Annotated in this window: 12 protein-coding genes; 5 read left to right on the forward strand and 7 right to left on the reverse strand. The window is 69.6% G+C overall.

Translation table 11 applies throughout. The features are described 5' to 3' along the window. Positions 1 to 127: 127 nt before the first annotated feature. Positions 128 to 544: an ArsR/SmtB family transcription factor gene (locus AKH00_RS06195; RefSeq protein WP_050722083.1), complete on the reverse strand. Its 417-nt coding sequence runs from the start codon at positions 542 to 544 to the stop codon at positions 128 to 130. Positions 545 to 644: 100 nt separating this feature from the next. On the opposite strand from AKH00_RS06195, the gene AKH00_RS06200 reads away from it, so the two are divergent. Both AKH00_RS06200 and AKH00_RS06205 read left to right on the forward strand, forming a co-directional pair. After that, positions 645 to 2,075 (forward strand): TrkH family potassium uptake protein, encoded by a 1,431-nt coding sequence (locus AKH00_RS06200; RefSeq protein WP_050721758.1) that lies wholly within the window; start codon positions 645 to 647, stop codon positions 2,073 to 2,075. Then, positions 2,068 to 2,739 (forward strand): potassium channel family protein, encoded by a 672-nt coding sequence (locus tag AKH00_RS06205; RefSeq protein WP_050721759.1) that lies wholly within the window; start codon positions 2,068 to 2,070, stop codon positions 2,737 to 2,739. Before AKH00_RS06200 ends, AKH00_RS06205 begins: the two co-directional genes overlap by 8 nt. Here AKH00_RS06205 and AKH00_RS17605 read toward each other — a convergent pair. Both AKH00_RS17605 and proC read right to left on the reverse strand, forming a co-directional pair. Then, positions 2,725 to 3,051, reverse strand: coding sequence for a DUF1905 domain-containing protein (locus AKH00_RS17605; protein ID WP_235556699.1), 327 nt, complete (start codon positions 3,049 to 3,051; stop codon positions 2,725 to 2,727). The two genes, AKH00_RS06205 and AKH00_RS17605, sit on opposite strands and share 15 nt — an antisense overlap. A gap of 3 nt (positions 3,052 to 3,054) precedes the next feature. After that, positions 3,055 to 3,891, reverse strand: coding sequence for a pyrroline-5-carboxylate reductase (gene proC, locus AKH00_RS06210; RefSeq protein WP_050721760.1), 837 nt, complete (start codon positions 3,889 to 3,891; stop codon positions 3,055 to 3,057). 60 nt (positions 3,892 to 3,951) lie between these two features. On the opposite strand from proC, the gene AKH00_RS06215 reads away from it, so the two are divergent. Further along, positions 3,952 to 4,923 carry a cation diffusion facilitator family transporter gene (locus tag AKH00_RS06215; RefSeq protein WP_050721761.1) on the forward strand — a complete coding sequence of 324 codons (972 nt, stop codon included), beginning with the start codon at positions 3,952 to 3,954 and terminating at the stop codon, positions 4,921 to 4,923. Positions 4,924 to 4,953: 30 nt separating this feature from the next. On the opposite strand, the gene tadA is transcribed toward AKH00_RS06215, so the two are convergent. Then, positions 4,954 to 5,409, reverse strand: coding sequence for a tRNA adenosine(34) deaminase TadA (gene tadA, locus AKH00_RS06220; RefSeq protein WP_050721762.1), 456 nt, complete (start codon positions 5,407 to 5,409; stop codon positions 4,954 to 4,956). Between the two features lie 74 nt (positions 5,410 to 5,483). Here tadA and upp point away from each other — a divergent pair, with 74 nt between their 5' ends. Continuing rightward, on the forward strand, positions 5,484 to 6,116 hold the full coding sequence (gene upp / locus AKH00_RS06225) for a uracil phosphoribosyltransferase (RefSeq protein ID WP_050721763.1): 633 nt from the start codon (positions 5,484 to 5,486) through the stop codon (positions 6,114 to 6,116). Positions 6,117 to 6,161: 45 nt separating this feature from the next. On the opposite strand, the gene AKH00_RS06230 is transcribed toward upp, so the two are convergent. From AKH00_RS06230 to nadE, 3 genes are all read right to left on the reverse strand, one after another. Beyond that, positions 6,162 to 6,941: a hypothetical protein gene (locus AKH00_RS06230; RefSeq protein ID WP_050721764.1), complete on the reverse strand. Its 780-nt coding sequence runs from the start codon at positions 6,939 to 6,941 to the stop codon at positions 6,162 to 6,164. Positions 6,942 to 6,955: 14 nt separating this feature from the next. Next, positions 6,956 to 10,429 carry a TM0106 family RecB-like putative nuclease gene (locus tag AKH00_RS06235; protein ID WP_082297434.1) on the reverse strand — a complete coding sequence of 1,158 codons (3,474 nt, stop codon included), beginning with the start codon at positions 10,427 to 10,429 and terminating at the stop codon, positions 6,956 to 6,958. 74 nt (positions 10,430 to 10,503) lie between these two features. Beyond that, a complete protein-coding gene (gene nadE, locus AKH00_RS06240; RefSeq protein ID WP_327037261.1) occupies positions 10,504 to 11,346 on the reverse strand; it encodes an ammonia-dependent NAD(+) synthetase in 843 nt (280 codons plus the stop codon). An 81-nt stretch (positions 11,347 to 11,427) separates the two neighbouring features. Here nadE and AKH00_RS06245 point away from each other — a divergent pair, with 81 nt between their 5' ends. Beyond that, positions 11,428 to 11,985 (forward strand): phosphorylase family protein, encoded by a 558-nt coding sequence (locus AKH00_RS06245; RefSeq protein ID WP_050721766.1) that lies wholly within the window; start codon positions 11,428 to 11,430, stop codon positions 11,983 to 11,985. Positions 11,986 to 12,014: the final 29 nt, after the last annotated feature.

Below are 12,014 nucleotides of genomic sequence, written 5' to 3' on the forward strand. Positions count from 1 at the left end.
CAGGCTCGTCTGCCACGGTCGGAGGACGACTCGACACGGCACCGTTCGAGTCGCCGCGGGTCTGGGGCCCGCGCGATCGCCCCCGACGACAACGCCCCCACGTCGTCGGGGGCGATATGCGCAAAGGTCAGCCGCCGAAGCGCTTGAGGGCTGTGGTCACGAAATGACCGGCGGATGCCGCGGCCCGGCCGACGACCTCGGCGGCGTGTGCCGCTCCATCCGGCAGCGGCTGACCCGGGTAGTCGATGTCGGGCGCCGCATCGCCGTAGGCGTCGACGAGGAACGGGACCAGCCAATCGTCCACGACCTCGAGCGGCGCGACCGCCAGGCTGTAGAAGCGCCGCTGACCGTCTTCGCGCACGCTCACCAGCTCGGCCTCGCGCAGCACCTTGAGATGCTTCGACACGGTCGGCTGGCTGATGCCCAGGTCGGCCACGATCTGGCTCACGCTCGTGCCGGCTTCGCCGTCCGCGGTGCGACGCAGGAGGAGCTGGAGGATGTCGCGCCTCGTGCCGTCCGCGATCACGTCGAAGATGTCGGTCATGAGTTCAGGGTAGTCGTCCCCCGCACGGAGTACCATGACGAAGGCTCGGCGAACGGCGCCGAACGACCCCGGGGCGGGTCGAGGATCGAAGGGGGACGTGATGTCGGGCATCGTTTCGGCGTCGTCTCCCCGTCAGCGCCTCGAGGGCGCGGCCTCCTGGGGCAAGCACATCATCACCTCCTCGCCCTCGCGGTTCGCGATCGTCATCTTCGCGCTCCTCATCCTCGTCTTCACGGTGCTGCTGTCGCTGCCGATCTCCTCGGCGAGCCACACGGTCACCCCGCTCGCCGACGCGCTGTTCACGGCCGTGTCGACGATCTGCGTGACGGGACTCTCGACCGTCGACATGGCGACGTACTGGTCGCCCTTCGGGCATGTGCTGATCTTCATCGGCGTCAATATCGGCGCACTGGGCGTGCTCACACTGGCCTCCCTCATGGGCATGCTGATCTCCAAGCGCCTGGGCCTGCGGGCGAAGCTGATGGCCGCGGGCGACACGAACCCGCTGCGCGCGCACGGCGGCGTCGTCAACGAGAGCCAGACCGTGCGCCTGGGCGAGGTCGGTCAGCTGCTGACGACGGTCGCGGTGTCGGCGCTCATCATCGAAGGCGCCCTGGCCGTGCTCCTCTACCCCGCGCTCGTGATGGCGGGCGTGAATCCGATCGCCGCCCTGTGGGAGGCGCCGTACTTCGCGGCCATGGCCTTCACCAATACGGGCTTCGCCCCGAACGCGGGCGGGGTCGCGGTCTTCGCCGACGACTACCTCGTGCTGGGACTGCTCATGGTGGGCGTCTTCCTCGGCAGCATCGGTTTCCCCGTGATCTACACGCTCGCGAAGCACGTGTGGCATGTGAAGAAGTGGTCGCTGCACACCAAGCTCACGCTCGTCACGACCGTGCTGCTGTTCGTGATCGGCGCCGCGGTGTTCCTGATCCTCGAGTACGACAACCCGAAGACCTTCGGGTCGATGGACGCCGCGGACACGACCTTCCAGGCGTTCTTCCTCTCGGCCATGACACGGTCCGGCGGCTTCAGCGTCATCGAGATCGACGACATGAACGGCTCCTCGTTGCTGGCGGCGAGCATGCTCATGTTCGTGGGCGGCGGCTCGGCGTCGACCGCGGGCGGCATTAAGGTCACGACCCTGGCGGTGCTCGCGATCGCCGTGTGGTCCGAGGCCAAGGGACGTCAGTCGGTCGAGGCGTTCGGCCGCCGCATCCCCAGCGACGTGCAGCGCGTCGCCCTCAGCGTCGTCGCGTGGGGCGCCACGATCGTGGCGCTGTCGACGATCATCATCGCGCAGATCACGAAGGACGACATCAGCCACGTCCTGTTCGACGTGATCTCCGCCTTCGCCACGGTGGGTCTGTCGTCGGGGTTGACCGCTGAACTCCCGGATGCGGGGGCGTACGTGCTCGCGGCCACCATCTTCATGGGGCGCGTTGGTACAGTGACTCTCGCCGCGGCCGTCGCGGCGACATCGCGAACGCAGTACTACTCACTGCCCGTGGAAAGGCCGATCGTTGGTTGAAGTCCTCCGGGGCGACGCTCCCGTCCTCGTCATCGGTCTCGGCCGGTTCGGCGCCGCGTGCGCCGGCGAGCTCGACCGCCTCGACCGCGAGGTCCTCGCGATCGACGACAACCTCGAGCTGGTGCAGAAGTGGTCCGATCGCGTCACGCACACGGTGCAGGCCGACGCGAAGAACATCGACGCGCTGCGCCAGATCGGCGCGCAGGACTTCCAGGTCGCGGTCGTCGCGGTCGGATCCTCGATCGAGGCCTCCGTGCTGATCACCGCCAACCTCGTCGACCTCAAGGTGCCGCAGATCTGGGCCAAGGCGGTCTCGCAGTCGCACGGCAAGATCCTCGCCCGCGTCGGCGCCAACCACGTGATCTACCCGGAACGCGAAGCCGGGGAGCGCGTCGCGCACCTGGTGTCCGGCCGGATGCTCGACTTCATCCGCTTCGACGACGACTTCGTACTGGCGAAGATGTATCCGCCGAAGTTCATCCGCGGCGTGGGACTCAACGAATCCGGTGTGCGGAGCAAGTACAAGGTGACGGTCGTCGGCGTGAAGAGCCCGGGCAAGCCGTTCCGGTACGCCGAGGCCAACACGATCGTGACGAACCACGACCTCATCATCGTCTCGGGCACGAACAGCGACATCGAGCGGTTCGCCTCACTCGACCGCTGAGCGCGCCGCGACGGCGGCGCTGGACTCAGGCGTCGATGTCGAGCACGATCTCGACCATGTCGTCGATGCCGATGCCCTCTCGATCCTGCAGCACCTTCTTGTCGGGACGATATACCCGCCGTCCTTGGGCCAGAGCGCTGTCGTCACGGTCGTGGCGCCGATCGTCACGGATGCCGGAATCATGCCCCACCCGTAGGTGACGACGCTCGCGACCTCGCCGATCATCTCGCTCTCGACGGGCGGCACGGTGACGAAGTGGAACGGCGCGGGGCCGCGCCAGTACCAGACCTCACCGGAGAAGCTCAGCCGCATGCGTCACTTCCCCGCCGCGAGTTCCCTGTTGCGAGCGAGGGCGGCGGCCGAGGCCTCCGCGAACGTGTCGGCCAGGTGCGCATCCTGCAGCACGGCGATCGCCCGCTCCGTCGTGCCCTTGGGGCTGGTCACGCGGCGCCGCATCTCGGCCGGCGTCTCCCCCGAGGCCTCCAGCAGCGCCGTCGATCCGATGAAGGTCTGCTCCGCCATGACGCGTGCATCCGCCTCGCTGAAGCCGAGCGAGACACCGACCTTCGTCCACTCCTCGATCAGCAGGAAGACGTAGGCGGGGCCGGACCCCGAGATCGTCGACAGGGCGTCGATCTGCGACTCCGGAACCTCGATCACGACGCCGACGGTCTCGAACAGGCGACGGACGAGGGCGAGGTCCTCCGCAGTCGCCGCTGCACCCGCGGCGAGCCCGGTGACGCCCTTGCGGATCGTCGAGGGGGTGTTCGGCATGGAACGGACGACACGGGCGTCGTCCCCGAGTACCTCCGCGAAGGTCGCGAGAGTGACTCCGGCGGCGAGGCTCACGACGATCGCGTCCTCCGCGAGGACCGGCGCGATCTCACGAAGCAGGTCGGGGACCATGGCGGGCTTGACGCCGACGAGCACGATGCGCGCGTCGCGAGCGGCGTCGAGGTTGCCGTCCGGCCGCTCGGACAGCGCGATGCTCGTCACGCCGTCGAGCTCCGCGAGCACCTGGGCCTTCTCGGGCGTGCGGTTCGTCGCGGTGATCGCGTCGGCGGGGATGCCGGATGCCACGACTCCGCGGAGGATCGCGCCTCCCATCGATCCGGCACCGAGGAACGCGAGGGCGGGGAGAGAGTCAGCCATGTCGTCATCCTACGGCGGGCGCACCCCGGTTCCTCGGAGAGCCCGTCCTAGACTCGACCCATGAGTGCATCAGGCGGCAGCAAGGCGATCATCGCGGCGTTCCTGGCCAATCTCGGGATCGCCCTGGCGAAGTTCCTCGCGTGGGCGCTGTCGGGATCCGCGTCGATGCTCGCCGAGGCGATCCACTCGGTCGCCGACTCCGGCAACCAGCTGCTCCTCATGCTCGGCGGCCGCAAGTCACGCCGGGAAGCCGACCGGGCGCACCCCTTCGGCTACGGTCGCGAGCGCTACGTGTACGCGTTCGTCGTGTCGATCATCCTGTTCTCCCTCGGTGGTCTGTTCGCGATCTACGAGGGCATCGAGAAGCTGACCAACCCGCACGAGCTCGACGAGACCTGGTGGTGGCTGCCGGTCGTCGTGCTGGTGATCGCGATCGGGCTCGAGTCCTTCTCGCTCCGCACCGCCGTCAAGGAGAGCAACCTCGTGCGGGACAAGGGCCAGTCCTGGGTGTCGTTCGTACGGCGAGCCAAGGCCCCCGAGCTGCCGGTCGTGCTGCTCGAGGACGTCGGGGCCCTCACCGGCCTGACCTTCGCCCTGCTCGGCGTCGGCCTGACGATCATCACCGGGAACCCGGTGTTCGACGCGCTCGGCACGCTCATGATCGGCATCCTGCTCGTCATCATCGCGATCACGCTCGGCGTCGAGACCAAGAGCCTGCTCGTGGGCGAGGGGGCGACCGCCGCCGACCACGACCGCATCGTCGACGCGATCACCGCGGGGGACGAGATCGAGAAGATCATCCACATGAAGACCCTCTACCTGGGGCCCGACGAGCTCATGGTCGCGGCGAAGATCGCGCTCAACGCCGACAAGCCCCTGCGGGAGGCGGCCGACGACATCAACGCGATCGAGGCCCGCATCCGCGAGGCGCTGCCGATCGCCCGCGTGATCTACATCGAGCCGGACGTGTACCGCCCCGCGATCGACCCCGAGCCCTCGACCGACGTCTTCGTGCTCAAGTCCTCGGACTGAGCCCGACTCCGTCTGTCGAGCGGATGCCGGTCAGCGGCGCTGTTCGAAGAACGCCCGGAGCAGCGCCGTCGCGGCCTCGGCCTCGACCCCGCCGACGACCTCGGCCCGATACGGCAGGCGGCGGTCCCGGAGGACGTCGTACATCGAGCCGGCAGCGCCCGCCTTGTCGTCCCACGCCCCGAACACCACGCGCCGGATGCGCGCCTGCAGGATCGCGCCCGCGCACATGACGCAGGGCTCGAGGGTCACGACGAGGGTGTGTCCGTCGAGGTTCCAGGAGCCGAGGGATGCCGCGGCTCGGCGCAGCGCCTCGACCTCGGCGTGACCCGTCGGATCGTGCGTCTCCTCGCGGGTGTTACGGCCCTCCGCGACGATGCTCCCCTGCGCGTCGAGGACGACGGCGCCGACCGGGATCTCGTCCGCCCCCGCCGCCTCGGCCGCGAGTTCGAGCGCGCGACGCATGGCGGAGCGGTCGGCGGCGGTCATGCGTCGAGCCTACGACAGCCCGTGTCCGCGCTTCCGATGTCGTGCGTGGGCGTGCGGCGCATTAGCCTGTATCCATGCGTGTTCACGTCGCCGACCACCCCCTCGTCACCCACAAGCTCTCCGTGCTGCGCGACCACCGCACACCGTCGCCGGTCTTCCGGCAGCTGACCGAGGAGCTCGTGACGCTGCTCGCGTACGAGGCGACGCGCAACGTCAAGGTCAGCCCGATCGAGATCACGACCCCGGTGACCACGACCATGGGCGTGAAGATCTCGGAGCCGCGGCCCATCGTCGTCCCCATCCTGCGGGCCGGCCTCGGCATGCTCGAGGGCCTCGTGAAGCTGCTTCCGACCGCGGAGGTCGGATTCCTCGGCATGGTCCGCGACGAGGAGACCTTCGAGCCCACGACGTACGCCGAGCGCCTTCCGGAGGACCTCAGCGATCGCCAGTGCTTCGCGATCGACCCGATGCTCGCGACCGGCGGCTCACTCGCCGCCGCGATCCAGTTCCTCTTCGACCGTGGTGCGAAGGACGTCACGGCGATCTGCCTGCTCGGCACGCCCGAGGGTGTCGCCGCGATCGAGGCGATGGTCGGAGACCGCGACGTCACGCTCGTGCTGGGAGCCCTCGACGAGCGGCTCAACGAGAAGGGGTACATCGTGCCCGGCCTCGGCGACGCCGGAGACCGCCTGTACGGCACGGTCTGACCGTTCTGGGCGCGCCGGTCCGCGTGAGCAACGCTCTGCGGTCGGTCAGACCGAGATCCGGTAGGCGCGTTCTTCGCCGTATTGCGTGAATCCCGCCCGCCGCAGTATCGGCGCCGACGTGGAGACACGGCCCTTGACGAGGGCGGTTCGCGCTCCGAGCTCCGCGCTCGCCCGCAGCCTCTCCGCCAGCACTGCGCGATAGGCGCCGCGTCCCCGGGCTGAAGCGAGAGTCGCGGCACCCCACAGTCGAGTGAATCCGTCGACGATCGTGCACCCCCCGGTGCTCACGGCGCGACCGTCGATGCGGGCGAGCACTCGCACCCCCTCCCCCACGGCGAGCGCTGATTCGATCTCCTCGTGCTCGATGCGCAGGCCGTCCGCGTCGAGCGGCTGCTGCTCCCAGACCGGCACGTTGACGGCATCCATCTCACGCACCTGCGGCACCGTGCGCACGATCTCGGCGGTGATGCCGTCCGGCACTGCGATCGGCGGCTCCGCGACCGCGCGCGCGAAGATCGTGACCGTGTCGACGTGTTCGGCACCGCGCCGCCGGAGCTCGTCCTCGAGGTCGGGCGAGTCAGCGGGATTCGTCCAGAACGTGAGCGTCGCGGCGCCCCACGTGCGGGTCTGCCGCAGTGCGTGGTCGAGCACGTCGGCGGCGGCGAGCGACGACGCGACCTGCGAGCCTCTCACTCCGCCACCCAGACGCTCGGGGTAGTGCACGAGCCGCAGGTGGCTCTGCTCCCGTTCGGCGTCCCGCGGCGTCCACGCCCAGTCCGCCGCCGCGCGGAGGATCTCGTCCCGCGTATGCGCCATCTCCGACATGCGTCCTCCTGCCGTCACTCCGCGGCCGCCCCTACGAGTCGAGCGAAGGCGCTCAGCCGCGCGACGCCCTCGGGTGTGCGCGGCAGATCGTCGAGCAGCGCCGGGGAGTGGATCAGGTAGGCGGCGACCTGGGCCCGGGAGATCGCCACGTTGAGACGGTTCTGCATGAGCAGGAACTCGGGGCCGCGGGGAGCGTCGCGCCCGCTGGACGCGGCGAGCGAGGTGATCGAGACCACTGCCTCCTTGCCCTGGAAGTTGTCCACCGTCCCCACGGGGACGTCGGGGAACCCGGCGCGCGCGAGAGCGTCGAGAACGAGCTGACGCTGCGCGTTGTACGGCGTCACGACGATGATGTCGGCCTGCCCCAGCGGACGCGTCGTGGCGTCGGGGTCGTTGTCCGTGAACCGGCGGCCGAGGAGATCGCGCACGAGGGCGACGACCTCCTGAGCCTCCTCTGCCGACTGCGTCGCATTGCCCCGATGCCGGAGCGGGACCACGTGGAGACCGGGATCGATGCCCTCCAGAGAGCGCTTCTCGGCCCCGGGCGCCGACGTGAGACGGCCCGCGTACGACAGCGCCGACACCGCGGAGGCGACGGCCGGATGCATCCGCCAGGACTTCTCGAGGAAGTAGCCGTACTCGGGACGCACCACGGCATCGCCGTCCATCACCCAGCCCAGCGCGGAGGTGTCGACGGGTTCGGGATGCGCACCCTGGCTCACCTGCGGCAGCTGCTGAGGGTCGCCGAGCAGCAGCAGACGCTGCGCCCCTGCGGCCACCGCGATGGTGGAGGCGAGGGAGAACTGCCCCGCCTCGTCGACGACGAGGAGATCGAGCCCCGCCCGGTCCACGCGCGCCGTGTTGCTGAAATCCCACGCGGTGCCGCCGACGACGACGCCCCGACCCTCGTTCTCGCGGAGGAAGGGCGCCATCCCGTTCTTCGGGATCACCGTGTAGGACGGCTCCGACGACGGGTTTTTCGGAGCCTTCGCGACCTGCGCGGCGGGCACCCCGTCGGCGACCACGCGCTCGAGAAGGTGCTCGATGATCGCGTGGGACTGCGCCACGACGCCCACCCGGAAGCCGTGCTCGTTGACGAGCCGCGCGATGACCCGTGACCCGGTGTAGGTCTTGCCCGTGCCCGGAGGCCCCTGTACCGCGAGATAGCTGCGGTCGAGGTCGCGGACGGCGCGCACGATCGCCGAGATCGTGTCACCGCCCTCCGCGGGCAGCGGATCACCCGACAGCGTGCGAGGCGGGATCCGACGGAGGATATCGGTCGCGGCATCCCGCGGATGGCCGGGGGCCGCGTCGTGCACCGTGTCGGCCCACTCGTCGATCGCTCCCTGCAGCGACACGACCCGCGGTGGCGCTGCAGGAGTGAGCGCAAGTGGCAACTCCTCCCATGTCTGGCCCTGCACGGCGGTCTCGGTGATCAGGTAGCCGTCGTCGAGCACGCCGGCGACGGTCACGGTGTGCGGCACGTGCACGGCCCGCGACGGCACCTCGGTGTCGAACGGCGCAGGAACCTCGTACAGGGCGAAAGGCTGCGCGCCCTCGCCCAGCGTCGTCCCGGGCGAGACCTCTCCGCGGATCTCGACGTCGCGCGACAGCACCCGACGCCCTTCGGGCATGCTCCAGTCGCGCACGACGGTGGAGGTGGCACGCTCCACGCGCACGACGTCGCGGGTGGTGTCCCACATCGTCACAGGTTCGCGCAGCCGCTGGAAGTGCGAGACCCAGAAGCTCTTCGCCTCGCGCGGGAAGTAGTCGATCGCGGCGGCGGCGATGCGGAACAGCTCGCCGTCACCGCCCTCGGCCACCTCCCGCTCGGCGTCGGCCAGGAGGGCCACCGAACGCGGGGACGGCTCGTAGATGACCTCGTCCGGCTCGTCCGGAGGCGCTGGGTACACGCCCTCGCGGCGGGCGATCTCGATGAGCCAGTCGCGCAGCCGCCGCGTCGACACGCAGTCGTAGCGGTTGTAGTCCGCGAGGTCGGCGAGCACCGCATCCGCCTCGTCCTGTTCCCCGGCCGCAGCGAGTTCGCGTGCGGCGACGTACTGCACGATCGAGTCGTCGCCCTTCTGCACATCGCTCGTGCGCACCTCCTCACCCATGTACAGCGGCTCGAGCTTCTTGATGGAGTACGACCGCGATCCCACACGCACCGTCCGCAGCACGAGCGGATACAGGTCGACGAAGACCCCCTCGCGGAGCAACCGATCCACCTCGCCCTCGCGCACCCCGTACCGCGCAGCCATCGCCACGAGATGAGAGGTCTCATAGGGCGCGTAGTGGTAGATGTGCATGCCGGGATGCGCGGACCGGCGCACCGCGACGAAATCGAGGAAGCGTTCGAACGCCGCTCGCTCGGCCGAGAAGTCGTGCGCCCACAGGGCCGAGTACTGATCGTCGTTGTCGACCCAGCCGAACAGGTAGTCGAGGCCCCACTGCGCCTGCCCCGCGGGCGCAGGTTCGGTGTACAGCGGGTCGCCTTCGAAGTCGAAGAAGATGTCTCCGCGGCTCGGCACGGGCAGCGTGTGGATGGCGGCGGCGTAGTGCACGTCGTACGTGGGCGTGTCGTCTTCCTCTGCGCGCAGTTGCAGCCGCGCCTGGGAACGGAGAGTCTCGAAGGTGTCGGCGTTCATGCCCTCGGGCGGGCTCACGGCCTCGGCGAGGGCGTCGATCGTCTGGATGCCGGCGCCGCGGAGACGCGCGCGCTGCACCGGTCGCATCCGCGCGACCATGAGGAGGTCCCGGTGGGCGACGACCTGCTCCTCGCACGTGGCACAGCGCCCGCAGGCGACGACCTCGAGGTTGCCGCGGTCGTCCCCCCAGGCCAGTGCGGCGTCGGGGCTCGGGTCGTCGATGCGACGATCGGCGATGAGAGCCCGAAGCCGTGCGCGGCGCACGCGGAACAACGGGAGCAGGTCGTCGACGCGGTGCGTGCTGAGGGTGCCGTCGCCGAGGATCAGGTCGACCTCGTCGGACCGCGGGACGCCGAGCCGGTCGAGCTGGTCGACGTATGCCGCCAGCTGCATGAGCGCGGTGACGCGTGCCGTGCGGGCGAGCTTCGAGTCCTGCACACGCCAGCGACCATCGTCCTCGCGTGCGAGGAAGTCGGCGAATCCGACGAACTCCTCGGTCGAGAAGGCCGCCTGGAACAGGATCCTGGCGTCGGAGGCGAGGGCGCGGACGGTCTCGTCGACCGCGGCGGCGAGCGCCTCGGCATCCACCGACGACACCTTTTCGATGCGGTGCACGGCGGCGTCGCCGAACTCCTCGATGTAGCGATCGAGCACGTTCTGCTCGTGCACGTCGCCGAGGCGTGCGGCGCGGGCGAGAGTCGCGTCCTCCGGCTCCTCGACTGCGGGCACCCGGCCGAGCTTGGCATCGATCGCCCGACACCAGGCGAACTCGCACTCGGCGGCCGCCTTGAGGTCGCTGGCGCTCCAGATGACGCGCTGCGCCTGGGTGTCGATCCGCACGATACTCCCGTTCCCTCGGATGCTTCGACCCTAGCCGCGGCATCCGACACGGGCGTCGGATCAGGGGTGGCGTGTCAGCGCCACCAGGTGTCGTCGGGGGTCACGGGGAGGTTGCGCTTGTGCTGGGTCGCGAGGTACCGCGACTCGATGCGACCCGCCACCTCGGGGTCGACCGGGCGCCCCTCCAGGAAGTCGTCGATCTGCTCGTAGGTGAGGCCGAGCTCGTCCTCGTCCGCACGTCCCGGCTGTCCGTCGAGCAGGTCGGCCGTGGGTACCTTGAAGGCGAGCCGCTCCGGCGCCTCGAGGTGGAGGAGCAGTGCGCGTCCCTGTCGCTTGCTGAGTCCCGAGAGCGGCAGGATGTCGGCTGCACCGTCGCCGAACTTCGTGTAGAAGCCGGTCACAGCCTCGGCCGCATGATCGGTGCCGATCACGAGCTTGCCGTCATGACCCGCGAGCGCATACTGCGTGACCATGCGCACGCGCGCCTTGATGTTGCCGCGGTTGAAGTCGCTGATGTCGCTCGTGACCGCGAACTCGATGTCCTCCTCGACGCCGTCGACGCCGTTCTGGATGTTCACCTCGACGGAGGAATCCGGGGCGATGAACGCGAGCGCCTGCTCGGCATCCGCGGCGTCGTGCTGCACCCGGTAGGGCAGACGTACCGCGAGGAAGCTCGCCTCCCCGCCCTCTGCGCGGACCTGCTCGACAGCCAGCTGGGCGAGGCGCCCGGCGAGCGTGGAGTCCTGACCGCCCGAGATGCCCAGCACGAAGCCCTTCGCACCGGTCGTTCGTAGGTAGTCGACGAGGAACTGCACACGTCGCTCCACCTCGGACGCGGGGTCGATCTCGGGCTTCACACCGAGCGCTTCAGAGATCTGGTTCTGCAGGGACACGTGATCCTCCGGTCTACTCGCCATCAGTATCCTCTCCCAGTGTTACATCGGCGTGACGGTGAGCGCACGCCACGCCGTCCCTTCGCGGGGTGGGAGGATGGACGGGTGAGACTTCTCGTCGCCGCCATGGCATCCGAACTCCAGGCCTTCCCCGACGACCTCGACGGGTTCGATCGCCTCGTCACCGGCGAGGGCAAGATGCAGGCCACCTACGCGCTCACGCGCGCGCTCGCTGCGAAGGACTACGAGGAGGTCGTGGTGGTCGGCACGGCCGGCGGCATCGACCCCGAGCTCGACGCGGTCGTGCACGAGATCGGAAGCGCACTGCAGCACGACGTGTTCGACCTCGACGGCGTGGCCGGACAGCACGTGTCGCTGCCCGCGCGGGTGTCGACCGGGCGCGAGGGTGTGCTGATCGCGACCGGGGACAGCTTCGTCGGCGACGCCGGCATCACCGCGGTCATCCGCCCGTCCGGCGCGGGTCTGGTCGACATGGAGACGTACTCGTACATCTGGGTCGCCCAGCAGTTCGGCGTGCCGATCCGCGCTTTCCGCGCGATCTCGGATCGGGCGGAAGACGGCGCTCTGGTCGACTTCCGAGCGGCCATCGCCCACTGCAGCGTGATGTTGCGCGAGACGATCCGCCAGGAATACGGCGTCTGAGGACCAGGGCCCGCCGGCCGGGAGTCGCT

Origin of the sequence: Microbacterium sp. GCS4 (assembly GCF_001262495.1) — a bacterium.
Taxonomy (GTDB): Bacteria; Actinomycetota; Actinomycetes; order Actinomycetales; family Microbacteriaceae; genus Microbacterium.

What these genes read in the sequence shown, in the direction of transcription:
- AKH00_RS06195 (WP_050722083.1), bottom strand. Translation starts at nt 544, where the DNA reads ATGACCGACATCTTCGACGTGATCGCGGACGGCACGAGGCGCGACATC.
- AKH00_RS06200 (WP_050721758.1), top strand. Translation starts at nt 645, where the DNA reads ATGTCGGGCATCGTTTCGGCGTCGTCTCCCCGTCAGCGCCTCGAGGGC.
- AKH00_RS17605 (WP_235556699.1), bottom strand. Translation starts at nt 3,051, where the DNA reads ATGCGGCTGAGCTTCTCCGGTGAGGTCTGGTACTGGCGCGGCCCCGCG.
- proC (WP_050721760.1), bottom strand. Translation starts at nt 3,891, where the DNA reads ATGGCTGACTCTCTCCCCGCCCTCGCGTTCCTCGGTGCCGGATCGATG.
- AKH00_RS06215 (WP_050721761.1), top strand. Translation starts at nt 3,952, where the DNA reads ATGAGTGCATCAGGCGGCAGCAAGGCGATCATCGCGGCGTTCCTGGCC.
- tadA (WP_050721762.1), bottom strand. Translation starts at nt 5,409, where the DNA reads ATGACCGCCGCCGACCGCTCCGCCATGCGTCGCGCGCTCGAACTCGCG.
- upp (WP_050721763.1), top strand. Translation starts at nt 5,484, where the DNA reads ATGCGTGTTCACGTCGCCGACCACCCCCTCGTCACCCACAAGCTCTCC.
- AKH00_RS06230 (WP_050721764.1), bottom strand. Translation starts at nt 6,941, where the DNA reads ATGTCGGAGATGGCGCATACGCGGGACGAGATCCTCCGCGCGGCGGCG.
- nadE (WP_327037261.1), bottom strand. Translation starts at nt 11,346, where the DNA reads ATGGCGAGTAGACCGGAGGATCACGTGTCCCTGCAGAACCAGATCTCT.